13 protein-coding genes and 1 pseudogene are annotated in these 18,545 nt (G+C 54.7%); 10 read left to right on the top strand and 4 right to left on the bottom strand.

From position 1 onward, the window contains the following. Positions 1–91: 91 nt before the first annotated feature. The 5 genes and pseudogenes from WC811_RS05945 (at position 92) to WC811_RS05925 (ending at position 7,005) form a co-directional block, all read left to right on the top strand. A complete protein-coding gene (locus tag WC811_RS05945) occupies positions 92–2,227 on the top strand; it encodes a GumC family protein (RefSeq protein ID WP_372642011.1) in 2,136 nt (711 codons plus the stop codon). A gap of 437 nt (positions 2,228–2,664) precedes the next feature. Continuing rightward, on the top strand, positions 2,665–3,972 hold the full coding sequence (locus WC811_RS05940; RefSeq protein ID WP_372642009.1) for a polysaccharide biosynthesis/export family protein: 1,308 nt from the start codon (positions 2,665–2,667) through the stop codon (positions 3,970–3,972). A 541-nt stretch (positions 3,973–4,513) separates the two neighbouring features. Continuing rightward, positions 4,514–5,317 (top strand): annotated as a pseudogene (locus WC811_RS05935) (FAD-dependent oxidoreductase); the annotation flags it as partial. A gap of 30 nt (positions 5,318–5,347) precedes the next feature. After that, positions 5,348–5,992: a GMC oxidoreductase gene (locus WC811_RS05930; RefSeq protein WP_372643677.1), complete on the top strand. Its 645-nt coding sequence runs from the start codon at positions 5,348–5,350 to the stop codon at positions 5,990–5,992. After that, a complete protein-coding gene (locus WC811_RS05925; RefSeq protein WP_372642007.1) occupies positions 5,989–7,005 on the top strand; it encodes an aldo/keto reductase in 1,017 nt (338 codons plus the stop codon). The genes WC811_RS05930 and WC811_RS05925 overlap by 4 nt, the downstream gene beginning before the upstream one ends. Positions 7,006–7,069: 64 nt before the next feature. Here the strand turns inward: WC811_RS05925 and WC811_RS05920 are convergent, their stop codons facing one another. The 3 genes from WC811_RS05920 to WC811_RS05910 form a co-directional block, all read right to left on the bottom strand. Next, positions 7,070–8,053: a glycosyltransferase family 2 protein gene (locus WC811_RS05920; protein WP_372642005.1), complete on the bottom strand. Its 984-nt coding sequence runs from the start codon at positions 8,051–8,053 to the stop codon at positions 7,070–7,072. Positions 8,054–8,300: 247 nt separating this feature from the next. Further along, entirely contained in the window at positions 8,301–9,314 is a 1,014-nt protein-coding gene (locus WC811_RS05915; protein WP_372643674.1) for a glycosyltransferase family 4 protein, read from the bottom strand. Between the two features lie 164 nt (positions 9,315–9,478). Continuing rightward, positions 9,479–9,703: a DapH/DapD/GlmU-related protein gene (locus WC811_RS05910; RefSeq protein WP_372642003.1), complete on the bottom strand. Its 225-nt coding sequence runs from the start codon at positions 9,701–9,703 to the stop codon at positions 9,479–9,481. Between the two features lie 3 nt (positions 9,704–9,706). Here WC811_RS05910 and WC811_RS05905 point away from each other — a divergent pair, with 3 nt between their 5' ends. The 5 genes from WC811_RS05905 to WC811_RS05885 all read left to right on the top strand — a co-directional run bounded on the left by WC811_RS05905 (position 9,707) and on the right by WC811_RS05885 (position 16,190). Beyond that, on the top strand, positions 9,707–10,027 hold the full coding sequence (locus WC811_RS05905; protein ID WP_372642001.1) for a hypothetical protein: 321 nt from the start codon (positions 9,707–9,709) through the stop codon (positions 10,025–10,027). Positions 10,028–10,451: 424 nt separating this feature from the next. Beyond that, entirely contained in the window at positions 10,452–11,765 is a 1,314-nt protein-coding gene (locus WC811_RS05900; RefSeq protein WP_372641999.1) for an O-antigen ligase family protein, read from the top strand. Between the two features lie 465 nt (positions 11,766–12,230). Then, a complete protein-coding gene (locus tag WC811_RS05895; RefSeq protein ID WP_372641997.1) occupies positions 12,231–13,184 on the top strand; it encodes a UDP-glucuronic acid decarboxylase family protein in 954 nt (317 codons plus the stop codon). Positions 13,185–13,405: 221 nt separating this feature from the next. Further along, positions 13,406–14,479, top strand: coding sequence for a glycosyltransferase family 4 protein (locus tag WC811_RS05890; protein ID WP_372641995.1), 1,074 nt, complete (start codon positions 13,406–13,408; stop codon positions 14,477–14,479). A 130-nt stretch (positions 14,480–14,609) separates the two neighbouring features. Continuing rightward, complete coding sequence (locus WC811_RS05885; protein ID WP_372641993.1) at positions 14,610–16,190, top strand: oligosaccharide flippase family protein; 1,581 nt, start codon at positions 14,610–14,612, stop codon at positions 16,188–16,190. 168 nt (positions 16,191–16,358) lie between these two features. On the opposite strand, the gene WC811_RS05880 is transcribed toward WC811_RS05885, so the two are convergent. After that, positions 16,359–18,428, bottom strand: a complete 2,070-nt coding sequence (locus WC811_RS05880; RefSeq protein WP_372641991.1) for a glycoside hydrolase family 9 protein — start codon at positions 18,426–18,428, stop codon at positions 16,359–16,361. Between the last annotated feature and the right edge of the window lie 117 nt (positions 18,429–18,545).

Here is an 18,545-nt window from a genome sequence, read left to right as displayed (position 1 = left end):
AACCAACGTTACATGCTATTGTGGGTACCCTGGGGTTCAATCGCTAAAACATCGCGCAAATCCAACCGGGTTTCCCAGGTAGACCAACATCATGCTCGCAGCAGACGACAATTTTTCAGTTCCGGTGGAAGCTCGCCGATCCAGCGCCAATGACCTGAGCGCTTCGGATATCCGGTGGATCTTGCGACGGGGATGGCTGTGGCCGGTCGCCGGAACAATTGCCGGCTTAATCTTGGCCCTCACGGTCATCGGATTTATGCCGCAGCTGTACACGAGCAGCGCACGTATTCTCGTAGACCGAAGCATGAATCGGTTTTTACAGGACAATAAGATTGTCGACGAGCCATCGCTCGATGATGTCGATATGGCAGGCCAGTTTTACGTTCTGTCCTCGGACAGTATTATTGTGCCGGTCATCCGCTCCTTGCATTTGACCAGCGATCCCGAATTTGTTGGCCGGTCTTTAGCGAATGCCAGCGCCCGCGACGGCGATGTTGATCCTTGTTCAACGATTTTCTCTCGCTCGTGCTTTTTCTCCGGCGTCGGCAAAGCGACGGCCTTTGTAAAGTGGGCGATCGGACGGAAACCGCCCCCAGCGATTGATCCCAATACCTTGCTTGAGAGGACCGCCGTCGAAACGTTTCTCCGCCAGCTGAACGTCGAACGGGGAGACGTCAACAACGTCATCAATGTCAGCTTTAGTTCGGAAGACCCCAATAAAGCGGCAAAAATAGCAAACGCGGTCGCCGATACCTATGTCGCAACGGGCGGTGAACGTAGGCTAAAATCCAGTCAGCTCGTAACCCAATTACTTGAGGATAGGCTTGTCGACATCAAGCAACAATCCGTCAATGCCGATAGAGCTCTGCAAGAATTCAAAGCCGAGAACAATTTAAAAGGAGCGGCAATTCCGGATAACGGGCTGATTACGAGGCTACGATCAGAGTATGTCGATTTAGAAAGAAAGGCGAAGGAAATATCCGACGCCGTGGGGCCGGATCATTTAGCGGTAGTCAAAATTCGCAAGCAGATGGAGGGGTTGAATGCGGCGATGCGGAGCGAGGAAGACCGGCTTGCTGGCGCGGAAGGGCTAGGTTCGGCGACGGGCGGGGATGGTACTGACTTTGACCCAGGACAGATTGCCGCGGACAATAGCGAATTGTCCGCCAGTCTGTCCAAATTGGACGGCGATAAACTCGCCAAATACCGCGAGCTCGAAATATCCGCACGTACCCTGCAGACTCTCTACAATGTCGATCTGCGCAAGTTCAATGAACTGAATCAAAATCGGCCCGATACCCAAGATGCCCATATTATTACCCGGGCCGCTCCGCCTTTGCGCAAGAACGCCAATAAATCACTACTGGTGTTAGCGGGAGGCGTTATATTTGGGTTTTTATCTGGCTTGGGAGCTGCGATCGGGAAAGAATGGGTGGCTGGCGTCTATCGGACCTCGGAACAGGTTACGCGGGGCACCGGCATATATTGCGTTATCTTACCGAAAGTCGACATGCGCAAGAGTTCCGGCGGCCGCCTCGCTGACTACGTTTTAGACGCACCATTTTCGCGGTACACGGAAGCAATTCGCAAACTACGAGCGTCGATGCGTGCCTATCCCGGCCCAAATGGTGACAAGGTCATAGGTGTCGTTTCGGCGGTAGCTAATGAAGGCAAATCGACGGTTGTTCATAATTTTGCGGCTCTGCTGAGCGCATATTCCAAGTGCAGTACCCTAATTATCGATTGCGATCTCCACCGGCGAAATTTGACGGCAGAACTTACGCCCAACGCCAGCGTGGGACTGCTGGAAGCGCTGGAAGATCCCTCCAGGTTGTTGGAGTTCGTTTCTAAGCGCGAGCGCTCAGGAGTGGATGTCCTGCCCTGTGCTCTCTCCAAACGCAATCCGAACGTCGCTGAACTGCTCGGTTCGCCCCGGATGGCGAAGCTTCTGGATATTGCTCGCGAGAATTACGATTTTATCGTAATTGAGATCGCCCCAATCATGTCGGTCGTCGACATCAAGATGATTGAGCGTTTTGTCGATAAATTCATCTTCGTCGTGGAGTGGGGCAAGACGAAGCGCAGTCTTGTTGAAGATGCCCTGTCCGAAGCAGAAGTGATCGATGGGCGCATCGCGTGCATGGTCCTCAACAAAGCAGATACTGCCACTTTGCGAACCATTGAATCCTACAAGGGGCGGCGGATCGCGGAGTATTATGAAGAGTGAGGAGCTGCCGGAACCCAGCCGGTAGCGGAGACAAACAATCCGCATTGGAAAAGTACCCCCCGGGAAGGTGGGGAACGGCGTGTTTGATGGGGCTGTATCCGTCGGAATCCCGGCTCCCACGAAACCAGCGCGACGTCAGTTCAGCTCGCTTATTGGTGAGTACGTCGCGAAGACCGGCGCCGCCGAATTGCCAGAATCGACGTCTCAGAGCTTTGGCGCCCCCCGCTGGCGATAGAGTGACGTAGCCAAGCCACACCCGCGTTGCAATACGATACAGACGTGGACACTCCGTTGACGGAATCACTTATAGTGGTCACACGTCGAGGCTTGAATTCAGGGGGCTGATCTGTATTTTGCGTCGTAATCGCAATGGCTTAGTAAAGTGGGGGGCTATGATCTCAAATTGGCAAAAGCTCCTCGTTTCCCTGGGGACCATTTTGGCGACCGGTATTCTTTCCGCGTGCACGCAATTGCCCGTGAATGGACCCAGCTATCGCGACATACACACAGGAGCAACTTCGACGCTCTCGAACGGGCGCGATCCGATGCTGGTCTATACGAGCCGGGACGCCGTCGATTTTAATTATGCACTGATAGATATCAATCCATTCGTCGTTAGCGCGCTCGGCGGCATTGTTCCGGACTCATTCTACGGGAGTTTTGGTGCGCCGCGCGGCCCGGTTCCCGTGATTCGGGTTGGTGTCGGCGATGTGGTGCAGACTTCTATTTTTGAATCGTCAGCAGGCGGCCTTTTTGTTGCCGGAGACGCGACAGGCCGCGTTGGCAACTACATCACGCTTCCACCTCAAACGGTCGCCGGCAACGGGACGATTTCAATCCCGTACGCAGGTCAAGTTAAAGCGGCGGGACGGACAACCTACGAAATTCAGCATGATATCGAGGCAAAGCTCGCCACTCGCGCGATAGAGCCTCAGGTCATCATCAATATAACCGAGCAAAACGCAGATGCGGTTATCGTCATCGGCGACGCCGGACAAAGCAGAATTAAACTGACGGGCGCTGGCGAGCGCGTCTTGGACATGATTTCGAAAACGGAGGGCGGGGCGAATAGCGGGAAACTCGCGCCTTACGACCTCGAAATAACGCTGCAGCGGAAAAATCGGGTTGGAACGGTTCGTCTCTCGAATATCATCGATAACCCAAGAGAGAATATATACGTCACCGCCGGTGATGTCATTTACGTTCACCGAAAGCCAAGAACATTTGTAGCGTTCGGCGCGCTAGGAAATGCCACAGGCGGGACGACGGTCGGTGGTGGCGATGTTATCGGGTTGGACGGTATATTCCAGTTCGGTCAAGAGCGGCTGACGTTAAGCGAGGCAGTGGCTAAAGCTGGCGGTCTCGTGGATGAGCGCGCCAATCCATCTCAGATATTTATATATCGCGGCGAGCGCCGCCAGACGCTCGAAAAAATGAATGTCAATCTCACCAAGTTCGCACCAAATCAACAAACGATACCAACCGTTTACAGAGTGAACTTTCGTGACCCGTCCGCGTTCTTCATGGCGCAGAAGTTCCAGATGCGCGACAAAGACATCCTCTACGTCGCCAACGCGGATTCGATTGAGGTTGCGAAGGCGCTTAACTACATGACGCTTTGGACCTCGTCTGCTGCAGGTTACATGAGCAGTGCTGCGACCGTCCTGACGAGCGCCCAAATATTAGGTGGTAGTAGTAGTGCCGGGACTGCTCTTATCGTGGGGGGCGGCGGGACCATCCCCTGAGCCGGTTCCATCACCAAAGCGATTTTGGGCTCATCGATGAAGCGATCTAGCTGAGTACTTGAGCATTTGCGGCGGTCGAAACAGCGAGTTTTCGGGCGCCGCGATCTTGCTCTGCCGCAAAATACTAAGCCGACGCTAGCGGCGGACCGTCGCCGGCAAGCAACCCGGCGACCAGCGGCTACAATGCTTAGCTCCATAGCTAAGCGAACAAATCTTGCGGCGACGCCACTCGCTTCCTTTTTTGCGGATCATTGTGCAAAACCTTCGCGGTACGGATTGAGAATGGTCAATTCATAAATCGCACCAGCACATATCAAGTCAGCAAACTGCTCGCCAACGGCTATTCAGGACGTCGGGCTTGGGATCTTGCGGCATCAATTCACCCGGGCCCTCACAAGGTCGATTTTGATTGAGTTTGATTCTTCCGGGCTTGGATACAAGTCCGTGCTTCGCGGCCGCCACTGGGCAAAAGGCCGTACTTAAAGTCGGACACAATGGCTATTACACTGAGCATCGAAAGCGAAAGATACTGAGGAAGCTTATGGCCGATGATCGCCGCGTCGTTGTAGTTGGGAGTGGTCCGGCAGGCGCAATGGCCGCGCACGAACTGGTACGCCAAGGTATTCCCGTAACCCTGATTGAAGCCGGGGACGATATCCAACATGGTGCGCTGATTAGGTTGGGGGGAAGAAACCTCTATCGCCGCCTTCCGCCAATGCAACGGGCGGCTGGTTTCGTCGTAACCGGCGATCCGGAAACCAATCTCGAATACACTTACGCGTTGGGCGGCCTTTCTAATCAATGGACCGGAGCCGTGCCCCGCTTCTGCGCCGACGACTTTACGGCTGGTGAACAAGTTCACGAAAAATTCCGATGGCCGGTGAACTACGACGAACTTGCGCCTTTTTACGAGATCGCCGAAAGAACGATGCGCGTAACTGCGGACCCCAGGAACGTCCCAAGCTTGCCTGCTGGCTTTTGTGATTACCAACATCAAATTCCGAGTGATTGGCAATCCGTCGCCCGTTCAGCACTCAAGTATGGTCAAGGGCTCACGACAATGCCGCTTGCCGATGGACCGCCATTCCTGCTGCTTCGCCGCGGTACGGCCTTCAATAGTTTTTCCGTCCTGTTGGATCGGCATCTCAAAAATCCTGCCTTCAGCATTATCACCGGCGCGCGTGTGTTGAAGCTGGAATGGGACGGTGCAAAAAAAAGAATAGGGGCTGCCATCTACCATGACAGCAAGACCAAGTCTCAAAAGCGCATAAGCGCTAAAGCATTTGTGATCGCCTGCGGTCCCCTCAATTCGCCCAAACTTCTTTTCAACTCGGCCTGCAGCGATCACCCGAACGGCCTCGGGAACAATGGTGGGGTGCTCGGAAAATATCTTCACGATCACCCTCGCGAGTGGTGGGCCGTCGACATCGATAGGCCGATCACCTCATTATCACCCCCTGCCTATCTCACGCGTCGGCCGCATGCGACGTCCGATCCGCTCCTTGCGTGTTCCTGGACACTCGGAGCCTTCGACACGATCGGCAAGATCAAGAGTCGCTTTGGACAGAAGTCCAGTTCATTTGGGGTGCAGGTTTTCGGAACGATGATCCCCGACGAGAAATATTACGTCCGCCCTTCGATCAATCAAAAAGACGAGTTCGGGTATCCTACACTGGACGTTCACATCGAATTCGAGCCTAAGGTCCTCGCGAACGTCGTCGGCGCAAGGGAGCACCTGCTCCAACTCATGGACGATGCCGGCCACAGGGCGAAGATTCGTGACATCGTCCCGCAGCTTTTTCCTGGAACGGCCAAGCACTATGGCGGGGCGGCCCGCATGCATCTCTCGCCGAAGTACGGTGTGACGGATGGCTATAATCGCTTGCACGACGTTCCCAATGTTCTCGTGGTCGATGCAAGCTGCTTCACCACCGGGGCTGAGAAAAATCCTACACTGACCGTTATGGCGTTGGCGGCGCGATCTGCCGACCAACTCGCGCGAAATCTGAAAGCCATGTGACAGGAGCCAGCGTGCGTTATCGAGCATTTGGAAAAACCGATTGGAACGTGTCCGAAATCGGATTCGGAGGCGCGCGAATTGGGGGACTCCTCGCTCAAGACGGTGGCCGGGCAACATCACTCAGGACGCTCGCGGCGGCGTTGGACGCGGGAATCAATTTCTATGATACGGCAGACATGTATTCCCAGGGGGAGAGCGAGATCCTTATCGGAAATGCCTTTCGTAAGGCACGAGATAAGGTTCTCATCGCGACCAAGGGTGGCTATTGCATCCCTGCGGGAAAAAAAATCATTCAATTCGTGAAGCCGTTCGCGAAGCCGATTATCCGTGCGCTGAAAATTCGGCGAATGCCTGCCGCGTCGGGAATTGGAGGGTCGATACCGCAGAATTTCTCACCAGGTTATATTCGGAACGCGGCCGAGGCGTCGTTGCGGCGACTGCGGTCGGATTACATTGATCTCTACCAAATGCATAGTCCGTCGCGGGAAGTTTTGCGGAGCTCGCAATTCGAGGACACCCTCGGGGAACTGGGGAAACTTAAGTCGGAAGGAAAAATACGGCAGTACGGCATCGCGCTCGACTCGGTGCACGACGCGCCTCACTGCTTCGACTTGCAGGGAATATCGAGTCTGCAACTCCCGTTTGGCATTCTCGATATGGAAGCTCTCGACGGAGTTTTTGAAGAGACATCGAAACGCCAACTGGGAATTATTGCGCGCGGTTGCTTTGCCGGGGGAGCACTGAAAGGCTCTCTCACGGAGGCTGACCTTCAAGCCTCAGAACCCAAATGGGAGCGCGTGCTAAGGCTGCGACGCATCGCAGAAAAGTTGGGCCGGTCTCCGATCGAAATCGCGCTGCAGTTTTCGCTGCGGGAGCCTCGCATCGGTGTCAATATTATTGGTATGCGAACGCCGGCTCATCTTGCATCCAATTTCCAGCACTATTCTTCGCGGCCGCTCTCGGATGAAGAATTTCAAAAGTTGTTGACGGACGTCTCGGCCGTGGGGGTGTAGAGTGGGCGCTTCGCTGCGCGCGCCGCATCTCTCGCGACGCCGTCGAACGGAAAGCGAAGGGATCTCAGCGGAGAAAAGGCAGGGATTGGGCGTCGGCCATCTCGTCGCGAAGCCCCTTATAATATTGAAGATTAAATAGGGCGCTGTAAGCAACTCTCTCTATTTCATCGGCATGTAGCGAGGTGGCCGTGTTGGCAGCGAGTTTCAGGCTGGACATCGTGAGGGAAGTCAGCCGCTCGCGTCCCCTGCATGCGCGCACGAGCGCACGAATGAGAATGTGACGTTGCCGAAACTCGGTTTCGAGCGCCGAAAGCAGCCATTCCTGGTTGCGATCACGCGCGAAAATGACATCGTTGCGTCCATAGGTATACGCAGCATCGAGCCATGAGCTGAAGCTACGCTCGGCGAAATGCATGCCCGCAGCCTCCATTTTGAAGATGAAATCCAAACCCCTGTCGGCTAGCCGATAGGCCAGCTCGACATCTTCTGCGCGGCGAAAGTATTCATCAAAGCCACCAGCAGCAAGAAACTGAGTCCGTGGTAGCGACGCGTTCCCCGTATAAAATTGCCGGGCCGAGGGCTGCCAAACGCCGCCAATCAAGGCTCTGTACTGCTTCATGAGCATTTCTTGCTCCCAGCGGACCCAAGGCGTCATCACAAAGCCTTCTGGGGAAAGTAACGGACCTACGACGACCACATCACCACTTGCCTCGCGGTGCGCACGCACGTGTTCGGTCAAAAGTTGCGGCCGCGCCACGACGTCGTCATCCACAAAGACGATAAGCTCTCCTCTCGCCTCTTTGACGCCCGCGTTGCGCGCGGCGGCGGGACCTCGATTTTCTTGGGCGAACCATCGCAAGGTCCTCTCCGAGCGGTGGTCTTTCAAGAAGTCGTTCGTGCCGTCCGACGAACCATCGGACACGACGATGACCTCGTAATCTTCCGCGGGAAATTGCTGTTGTTCGAGAGCAGAGAGGACATGCTGCAATCTGCCGACGCGATTGTACGTCGGCACAACAACGCTAACTTCGGGGTGGCCTACCTCCACTGCGTCCTGTCCTGGGGATATGCGCTCGCCGGACCAATCTGTCAGCGAACAACGTTAAGCAACGAGACAAGTGGGCTGCACGGATCATCTTTCATCAATCTTGAATCTGCTACCATGAGATCTCGTGCTCTGTCAGGATTATGCAACGAGCGCGACACTTAATCCGACATTCAGAATTTGATGGAAGGCGATACAAACGTTAGTCCGCACGGCGTGGTGGTACAACCCAGGTAACATCAGAGATTAATCAACAACGCGAGCCAACGAAATCGAACAATGCTCGAGCATTCTGGCGTGCGTCGAAGCGAGCAAGTGCCGCCTGTCTGCCGAGCAGCCCCATCCGGTGGCGCGTTGCCGGATTCGTGACAAGCTCGAAAAGAGAGTCGCCAAGAGCGTCTGCGTCATCAACGTTTAGCAAATGCCCGGTCGCACCATCATCTACGATATCGGGAATACCGCCAACTTTCGTCGTCACCACGGGCAGCCCCGACGCTAAGGCCTCCATGCAAACGAGCGAGAAGCAGTCGGCTCGAGTTGGGAGCACGAATATGTCAGCTTCACGGTATAGCTTGAGGAGAGCGGGAGAATTCGGCGCCACATCGTTGTGAACTCGAACTCCGGGCTCTGCAGCGACGTCGCTCCGCGTCACCAAGTCGAGTGTCGCTTTGGTAAGGAAGCGCCGGCGAAATACCTTCAGCAATAAATCGCCGCCCTTGCGCTCGAAGTCACCGCCTACGAAAAGGATACGCGGCACCTCGTTATTTCGCTCCGGCATAACAAAACGGTCGACGTCAATTCCTGGCGGAATGACCGCGACGTCTTCCGCTCGACAGCCGTAGTCATCGACAAAGCTCTGCTTTGCCCAGTTCGACCATCCAACGAAGCCGCGGGCCCGTGCAAACACTTGGCGATTGAGCATGCGCTTACCCAGTTCTTGAGCGCGCCATTCCGGCCTCAACCCGTAGTCGCTGCGCATACTGCGTTTATTCATGGGTGTGCCGTCGGTCGACAGGACCGTCGGCTTGCGTCCGAAGCTATCTGCGTTCAGTAGCGCAAGTGTCAGCGTGTGGATGAAGACGCCATCCACGTCGTCTATGAGCGGTTTGAGTGCCCTCCGCGCGGCTAAGCCGCCGGTAACGGTCCACGGCAATGCGCTAGCGTTGAATTCCACCGGCAACCAGCATGGCGTGAAGTCCGGCGAAGCATCTTCATGGCGTCGCAGATTCAGATAGTGGGTGATGTTGCCCAGCGTTTGCTCCATCACGTAAGCGATCTTTCGATCATTCATGATGCCAGCCGTAGAGACAAATCTCAGTCATAAGCATCAACCATGAAACCAAATTCTAGCATCCTCTTTGATCAATGAGGAGGAACAGAAGGTGCGCGTTGGATCAGGGATTGAGGTGTGCTCTGGCAATGAGTTTTTCACTCGCGACGCCATCCATCAGGAACCTCTAAGCTTCGAATTGGCCGCGCCGGTGCCCCCGCCGCGACTGTCCGTGCCGGAATGTCGCTCGTGACGATTGACCCCGCCGCAATGACTGCGTGATCGCCAATGGTGACGCCAGGGAGGAGTATTGCAGAACGGCCGACCCAAACATTTACGCCCAGACGGACCGGGGCGACCCGGGTCGCCCGCGACGGCTCCATCTGATGATGATCCGTATCAAATATAGCTACGAAATCCCCTATAAGGCAGTCATCGCCGATTATTATGTTATGATTTGCTATAATAGTTGCCCCGGTATTGATAAAGACCCGTTCGCCGAGAACCAGGGACGCATTCTTGGCTGCGCCGATTTCGACCGGCACCGTCTTGCAGCGCAAAAACAAGCGGCCGCATGTAATCGATCCAGCGGTGAGGATGACCGGACGCATGCCGTCCACAGTTACCACGGCGGATCGGGCACCGGCACGGCGAAACTTGGCCGTGGCCCACAGGCTGAAGGGCACGTCGAGAAGCCTGATCACTGATGCACTGTCCCCTCAAGCGAGCGGAGTCTAATCGACACTTCCGAACAGCCTCCGAACACCGGGGGTAGACGCGATTTCTGGCATCGTCAAGACGCGCGTCGCGGGGAGCTTCGGCGAGAAGGCCGCGCGCGGAGCATCGCCACCCCCATGCGCATCCCGCTATCGTAAGGGGGGAGGGGCACCCAAATCCGCAGCAACTTTTTCGTGCCCAATCTACGTCGAACCCCAATTCCAAGGCCCGACGCAAACTGAAGAAAGTTGAAGGAAAGTTGACATCGTGCTCCCGACCACAGCACTATGAATTGGGAAAAAAACGCAATTTCGAACCCTGAGGGAGCTTCTGAATCTTCCCCGTTACGTCATCGCACGAAATGTTAACGGGAATTTCCGAAGCTGTGTTTTTCCGATCGACGGTGGCTCAGGAATGTTAAACGTCAATTCCAGTGCGGGGAAGTCCCAATTCTCCAGCAGGGAAGTTTTTGGCGGCGGTATTCTGGCATGTATGCCGGTATTCGTTTATTTTTATATTTTGCTTGTTCTTCCTTTTATGGCCGGCGGAGGAAAAGCACGACCAGAAAATATCCTATTTTGGCCTGTGATGGCCGCGGTGATATTCGCGCTCGTGCTGCAGAATTGGTCTAGGATAAATACTGCTTTCCTTCGATCCCTGCCCATCGCAAGTTTGATTGCGTATCTGGTTTTCGCTTCCGCAAGTGTGACTTGGGCTTACAGCCCGAACTACGCTTTCAGCCGGGCTGTCGTCACGATCCTGGCCGCTTTCATTATCGTAATGCCATATGCTTTGCCCATAAATACGAAGCATACGATTGCACGTTTGCACATCTGCTGTGCCGCCGCGCTAGCGATAAGCGCTGTCTATGTCTTGACCACTCCCTCGACGCCGATCGGCCATCCAGGATATTTTACACACAAGCAGGAACTGGGACTGCTCGCCGCTACCGGACTGATTTTAGCCAGTCATGAGCTGTTGTTTGGCAGTTGGTGGAGGCGGATTATCGCCTCTGTTTCGATCAGTTTGAGCTTCTGGCTCGTTTTCGCAAGTCAGTCAAAGAGCGCCTTGGCGTTTGCGTTGGCGGCCCTTGTGACCTCGGCAGTCGTGCTGGTTATTTGCAAGAAAATCCGGATCACCCCCGCGCATATTGTAGGCGCAGTCGTCATTGCCTCGTTGTTCGTGCATAATCCGATCGAACGAATAGGATACAGAATATACGGAGACTCCACACTTACTGGGCGCACGGGGATATGGGAATTCACGAATTACCAGATATCGCGCAGGCCTTGGCTCGGGTGGGGATTTCATTCGTATTACTTTGTCCCTAATTCCCCGCAGAATGAGGCAAAGGGGTACATCAAGGATATGCCATCGAGCCACAGCGGGTATTTGCAGCTGAAGCTTGAAACGGGACGCTTGGGTTATTGGATATTTTTGGTGTTTATTTATGCGTCCTTGTATTTCGTGGAGCTCGTAAGGCGCAGGGACCCAGTCAGAGCGTGGTTCATTCTCTCAATCGAAATTTTCGCGATATTAATTAATTTGACCGATACTGTGTGGTTAACACTCACGGACCTCTGGATATTGTACCTGATCGTTGTTGCGGACTCGGTGAATTACTCGCTTTCACCCCAACTTATGCGAGGCGTCCGCCAGATCTCCCGGAGTCGCATTGTTGGAAAGGTCGTGCGGACAGCGCGTCGTCCTCGGTTGTCCAACGCCTAAGTCGCCGCGACGGCTACCGTCTCCACGTTGATGTTCGGCCGAAACCCACACGCCCAGAGACTGAAGGTTCATGTTGCCTCCTGCCTCAAGCGCCTGACCACGCACATGCAACGTATTTGTGATGGCGATCGCTTTTAATTCTTGTAATGGTGTGAGGCGAAGTATTTCGCCAATCGGCTTAAAAAATAACGCCCGCCCAATAGCGTTGGCCGCTTTTAAAGAGTTTTTCATACGTCATTCTCTGACGCTAAATTTCCGCGGACGATTCGAAATAAGAAGTGGGGCGGGTTTGTCTCGTGCAACCATATTTCAAGCCCAGGCCGACTCCGAATTCAAATTTGCGTTAAGTTTACACAGGTATGGGATAAGCGTGGACAACACACCGTCTCGGTCTATTGAAATTCGAGCCGCTTGGTGCGGACATAGCACGCATTACCGGCATAAACTGAAGGCAAGAACTGAAAAGTGGCTCATCAAAAATCGATTCTGGTAACCGGCGGCGCTGGCTTCCTCGGCTCGCACCTTTGTGATCGCCTCATCGCCCAGGGACACGAGGTCATCTGCCTCGACAACTTCTTTACGGGCAACAAAAGGAATATCGAGCATCTAATCGGCAATCCGCGCTTTGAGTTTATACGTCACGACGTGACGTTTCCGCTCTATCTCGAGGTCGAGGAGATTTATAATCTCGCGTGTCCGGCATCGCCCGTGAACTACCAGCACGATCCCGTCCAGACGACGAAGACGAGCGTTCACGGTGCAATCAATATGCTGGGCCTCGCGAAGCGTCTCAGATGCCGCATCTTCCAGGCTTCTACTTCCGAAGTTTACGGCGATCCTTCTGTTCATCCGCAAACCGAGGGTTATTGGGGCAACGTCAACCCCATTGGGCCGCGCTCGTGCTACGATGAAGGCAAACGCTGCGCTGAAACCCTGTTTTTTGACTATCACCGCCAACACAATATCGAGATCAAGGTTGCGCGGATATTCAACACCTACGGTCCGCGCATGCACCCCAACGACGGCCGCGTCGTTTCCAACTTTGTAGTCCAGGCGCTCAAAGGCGATCCGATCACGATCTACGGGGAAGGAAAACAGACGCGTTCCTTCTGTTATGTCGACGACTTGATCGAGGGCTTCGTGCGTTTGATGAACAGCCCGAGCGACGTGACCGGGCCGATCAACCTTGGCAATCCGGGTGAATTCACGATCAAGGAGTTAGCGGAACTCGCTATCGAGATGACGGGGTCGAAATCGAAGCTGACTTATGTTGCCTTGCCCCAAGACGATCCCCAGCAGCGGCAGCCAGATATCTCACTCGCCAAGAAGACCTTAGGTTGGGAGCCGAACATCCCGCTTCGTGAAGGCCTGGCGCGAACGATAAGGTATTTCGATAAGCTCCTGTCGGAAAAGGATTAGCGCTACGATCGTCGCCATAGTCCGCAGTTCCGAAGAATCCGTTGTAGCTTGATAGGAATGTTCCGCTCGTCGCCGACGCGACAGCTTGTGCCGCGGTTGCGAACCGTTGAGCGGAACGTCTTCGCTGGGGAAAGTGGTCGCCCGTCTGGCTTTCTGGGATCCCGCCGTTGCGCAAGCACGGGTCTTATCCGCATTCACTTTGAAGGCGAAGGTTGAGAAATGTGATCGGTACGAAACAGGTATTGATAACGGTTTCTGGAACCATCCCAGAGGATATTTCAACGCGGATTGCCGACGGTCTGCGTCCCCGCGCAGACTATCTGGAACTCGCGCGCGGCCTGGATGCCGATGTTATCGATTATGCAGAGGCGCGAGTCGTTGCCGGACGTTTCACTCGCATTCTGGAGCGGATAGGAGGCGCCAACTTAGTCCTCGCGTATGTCTGCTGGAAATTGCGTGCGCAGTATAGATTGATCCTCACGGACGGCGAACAAGTTGGACTGCCTCTAGCATTATTATTGAAGTTCACACTCGGCCGTCGACCTCGTCATTTTATGATTACGCATGTCATCTCTGTTCCTAAGAAAAAAATTGTCCTCGACGTTTTAAAATTGCACACCCACATCGACGGCTTCATCGTATATAGCCGCTGGCAAAAGAATTTCATTCAACATCGGTGGCGCATAAAAGAAAGTCGGGTATTTTTCACGCCGTTTATGGTCGATGACCAGTTTTTTGCGCCCGATAAAATCGTGCCGAAGTCACTTGTCCGTCCCCTCATCTGTGCGGTTGGCCTCGAACGCCGTGACTATCCAACTTTACTCCAGGCGGTCGAGGGATTGGAACTCGATGTCGTGATTGCGGCAGCGTCGCCATGGTCAAAGCGCAAAGATTCTACGACAGGCGAACGGATACCTGACAACGTCACGGTAAGTAAATTCGATCAGTATGCGCTTCGGCAGCTTTACGCGGACGCCCAGTTCGTCGTCATGCCATTGGAGCCCGTCGATTTTCAGGCCGGAGTGACGGCTATTCTAGAGGCTATGGCTATGGGCAAAGCAGTGATTTGCTCGCGAGTTTCAGGTCAGACCGATGTTGTCGTCGACGGAGAGAACGGCCGTTACGTGCCTGTGGGTGATCCATCTGCACTGCGTGCCGAAATTTTAAATTTTTTAAATAGACCTGACGTTGCAGCTCGTTTCGGTGCGAACGGCCGCAAACTCGTTGAGCAGTCGATGAACCTCGAAAATTATGTAAATCGGTTGACTGGCTTTCTAAGCGAGACACGGAATTGAATGTTCATGCGCAGAAAACGCGGCCAAATGCGCGACAAACACCGCATAGGGGTGAGGACGCCGAGTCCCGCCTACGTGCTGGGAAAGCCGACCGCTTTCTGAGAGCGCAACTGCGCCCATTTGGCCTGCGATGCGCGATGAGCTTCACAATATGCGGAGCGCCGATATATGGTCCCTCGTGCAGCGATTTCTACCTCGACCGGAGTCGGCCGTGAAATCAAACACCACTAGGCTTCTGGTTCGTAACGTTTTCCACCTCGGAATCGGGCAGGTCGCATCGACAGCCCTCGGGGTGGCCCTAGCCGCGGTTCTAGGGCGCGCACTCGGTCCGACAGATTTCGGCATCCTCTATGCCATCTCGGCAATTTGCACATTTGTGTACGTCGGAATCGATTGGGGTCAGGGCACTTATCTCGTACGAGAAATGGCTCGCGGGCGAGACGACGAAGCCGGAATAATTGGAAGCGCCATTCTGTTCCGTCTCGCAACAACAGTAGCAGCCTCCGCTGTCGCTGTCGCCGTTGCGATGGCGCTGGGTTACAGCCGCGAGATCATCGAGTTGACGCTCCTCGCGGTGATCGTTGGCATTCCAGCGACAATATATGCCCCGTTCGGCTTTAAGTTTCGAGGCAAGGACCGGATGGACATCGACGCCTTTGCCAACATCGGCAATAAGGCGACGACGCTGGCAGGTACCGCCTTGGCTTTGCACTTGGGCGGCGGCCTCCTTTATGTGATTTTGATGCAGGGCCTCGGCGGGATTTTTGCGCTGATAGTCGGCGTTCTGTTCGCGCTGCGGCTGGGTTTCAAAGTCGCGGTTCCCAGCAGGAAGAATTTTAGTGAGCTTTTTCGGCAAGGGACGCCGATCGCCGCGTTTTCGCTCGTGGTCGCGTGGCAACCGTTTGTCGAAACGATGATGCTGTCCGCGTTTGCGGGGCCTGCTGTCGTCGGATGGTACGGCGCGTCCCGAACGATACTGGGCATAATCAACTCGCCCGCGATGATAACTTTGACCGCGTTTTTTCCGGAACTCTCGCGCGCATCCCTTTCGCTACCAGACTTCCGCCGCATGATCGATATAAGCGCGCGGGTTCTATTCCTTGCCGCAGCTTTTACATCGTCGGCGCTCTATGTTTTCTCGGATCTCATAGTCGCAACGATATATGGAAGCAGACACTTTGAACAAGCCGCAGCGATTTTGCGCGTGAACGCTATTTTCGTGCCTCTGCTCTTCTTCTCCGTTTTGCTGGCATCTGCCATGACGGCAGTTGGGAGAAATAGTATGATGGTGGCCATAAGCATCGTGAGAATTGCATTCTGTTCGATTATGGGTTGGGTCCTTCTTGGTTTTTGGCAGCAGCATTATGGTAATGCCGCGATCATACTGGTGATTATAGCCGGCGTAGCCGAAATACCTTTGGTCATTGCGTGTTTGTTCTTGCTTCCAAAGGGAGCGGTCGGGAAAACCACCATTCTAAATCTTGCGCGAGCGTACTTCGTCTCGGTCTGCACGGTCCTCCCGTTTTGGTTCTTGGGGCCGCTCAAAATTTGGTACCTCGCGCCGCTCTTTATGCTGATATTCGCAGTGGTGGCGCTGGCCACTCGGCTTATTGGGCAAGCTGATCTTGTGCTTGCTTTGGATATGGTTCGTAATGGACTGTCGGCATTTCGGGGAGCAAAAACCCCGATAACTCCGGCGTCAGGCGCTTGAAGTTTAACGCCGGTATGGCCTCGCGCAGATGCACCTGACGATGCCTCATTCCTCTAAATCGCCGAACAATTGCTGATCGATGTAGCTCGAAAAGATTCGATCGCGCTCCAACAGGATGGATAGCCGGAAATCTCTACGCGATGCCGTGCGTCGCGACGGTGATGTTGTTCAATTCACATAGGGTGACAGTGCCAAAATATAGGCCGCCTGATAGGCCGTGCTCGGCTCGGTAACGGCCCACGAATTTGCTGGCCAAGGGTCATTGAACTGGAGATAGGATTTGGCCGGCGGTTGATTGAGCGGCGGTATGAAACTGCGGCGGCACAGAGAAAAGGCAGCCGACATATAACATTTGAAGCCGGGCGCCCCGGAAGGAGCGAAGCAACAGGGATCGAGTCCATAGGATGGGTTTGGTCCCCCGACGAGATAACCCGGAGCGGGACCGGGGGTTGTTTCGGTCACTTTCGACCAAAGGCGTGAATCGTGCGTGAACCAAGCGTGGAACATCGTTGTCGCCGAGTTCTCGGCGCCCGCGGCTTTCATATTTGTCAGGTACACAAGTCCAAGCGGGTTTACGCCGTGGATGTAGTGTAGATATCCGAGCGCAGATGATTTTGCGAGTGTCGCCAAACTCGGGTCAGCGGCGAAAGATGCGTACAATTCGTACAATCTCGCCTGCGAAGCCTTGGAGAGATTGCTACCCCAAGTGAAATCTTTCATCGGCGCCCGATACGGATCCCTTTTGCCAATGACCATTGGCAGTTGGTCAGCATTTTGCGTCATCCGAACGACGAATTTCGAGATGATCGCCGATTTGACGGGATCGCTCGCACCGGGCAGCCGCGCATAATACAGTAAAGCCTCCTGGCCGACGGCATTCCACTGCGACGGACCCCAGTCAGGTACGATAGACGCGAAGTTTGCCTCGACGAACCGGCCGTAGTCTGCGCCGCTTGTGATCTCAAAGAGATACACCGCTGCTTCAAACCGGGCGACCAAACGTTGGGCGTCGTCCATCTCCTGTTGGCCCGCTGCGAGTCCCTGCGAACCAGGCTGCTTCCCATTGTCATTGTTGTAGTAAAGGACCGCAGGATTTTCTGATGCCCACGCCCAAGCTGCTTTGGCTCGTTTCGCCAAGTCCGCCGCGAATGCTTTGAGTTCCGGCTCGGGGCGAGCGGAAAACACCTTGGACGCATAGGCGAATACGGCCGCCCCCATCAGAGTGGCGCTGGTGGTTGGAGGACCGTAAAAGCTTGGGCCCTTCGCGGCCGACGGAGGGCTGGCTTCGGACAGCGATTGAACGCAGAGCACAGACCCGTCTGGGTTTTGCATGCGCACGACCCAATCCAAGCCCCATTTGACTTCGTCGAGAACATCCGGCACTCCGTTGCCGGATTCCGGAATTCCAAAGTCGTCTCCAAACGCTTTCGGGTTCTCATCGTACGCGCGCAGCAGAGATATGATGTTGCGCGCGGTCCAGCTTGTATATTTGTTGTAATCGCCGGCATCGAACCAGCCTCCTCTCAAGTCCTTCACCTGTGCGGGGTCATCTTTGAATATCCACGAGTGGGTGAAAGGATCTTGCCCAGGCCCTAGATGGTTCGCTCGGTCGGCCCAAGATGCGCCAGCGGTCTTCTCCGTCTTCTCGATTCCAGCACGCTGGTAGAAGAACATCCGAACAGCATGTTTGAGAACGCGTCGGTAAACGTGGTCGTCGATGTCGAACTCTACGGAACGTACATTCCGTTCGACGTCCTCGATCACGTACGTTCCTGGAGTCTCGACGTCCGAAAAGTCGAACCACCAAACCTGATCGCCTGAAATGGCGTCGGCCGCGCCGTTGTTCCACAGAGTTGGGGCAGCACTTTTTATGATTTTCCCTGTGCTGCGTTCGATCACCCGATATTCGCGACCGGGCATGAAAGACGCGCTTTTATCGTATCCCAGCTGAGGATTTCTGATGATGGCAACTTTGCTGCTTTTCGTCGGATAGCCAAATTGGTCGACGACAATGACGGGTATCACCCCGTTTGGGCCGAGCTTCAGCCCCTCGCTCCACGAGGTGTCAGTACTCGGTTTATCGGCCGACGTGTAAGTTGTGTTCTCCGCACCCTGATGGACAATATTTTCAGCGGCATCGGCATCCGTGACCGATGCATTCCAAATCGCTGCGCTTCCGACGGCGATAAACAATGCCGATCCATAAACCACAAGCTTGCGCATCGATCTCAAATTCATACCCACGTCCACCTTCTCGGCTTGGTTGCGCGCGGGAACCGCCCATAAAGGCATGACACCCCGCTTGCATGCATATATATGTGCCGTCGTTATCATTAGCGATTAACGCGGCGTGCC

Source organism: Hyphomicrobium sp. (assembly GCF_041659645.1).
Taxonomy (GTDB): domain Bacteria; phylum Pseudomonadota; class Alphaproteobacteria; order Rhizobiales; family Hyphomicrobiaceae; genus Hyphomicrobium_B.
The sequence above is the reverse complement of the archived record's forward strand: the minus strand, read 5'-3'. Positions and strand labels throughout refer to the sequence as shown.

Coding starts and splice junctions, on each gene's coding strand:
- WC811_RS05880 (WP_372641991.1), bottom strand. CDS start 18,428: ATGAATTTGAGATCGATGCGCAAGCTTGTGGTTTATGGATCGGCATTG.
- WC811_RS05915 (WP_372643674.1), bottom strand. CDS start 9,314: ATGGAGCAAACGCTGGGCAACATCACCCACTATCTGAATCTGCGACGC.
- WC811_RS05910 (WP_372642003.1), bottom strand. CDS start 9,703: ATGGAGCCGTCGCGGGCGACCCGGGTCGCCCCGGTCCGTCTGGGCGTA.
- WC811_RS05900 (WP_372641999.1), top strand. CDS start 10,452: ATGTTAAACGTCAATTCCAGTGCGGGGAAGTCCCAATTCTCCAGCAGG.
- WC811_RS05945 (WP_372642011.1), top strand. CDS start 92: ATGCTCGCAGCAGACGACAATTTTTCAGTTCCGGTGGAAGCTCGCCGA.
- WC811_RS05885 (WP_372641993.1), top strand. CDS start 14,610: ATGCGCGATGAGCTTCACAATATGCGGAGCGCCGATATATGGTCCCTC.
- WC811_RS05905 (WP_372642001.1), top strand. CDS start 9,707: ATGATGATCCGTATCAAATATAGCTACGAAATCCCCTATAAGGCAGTC.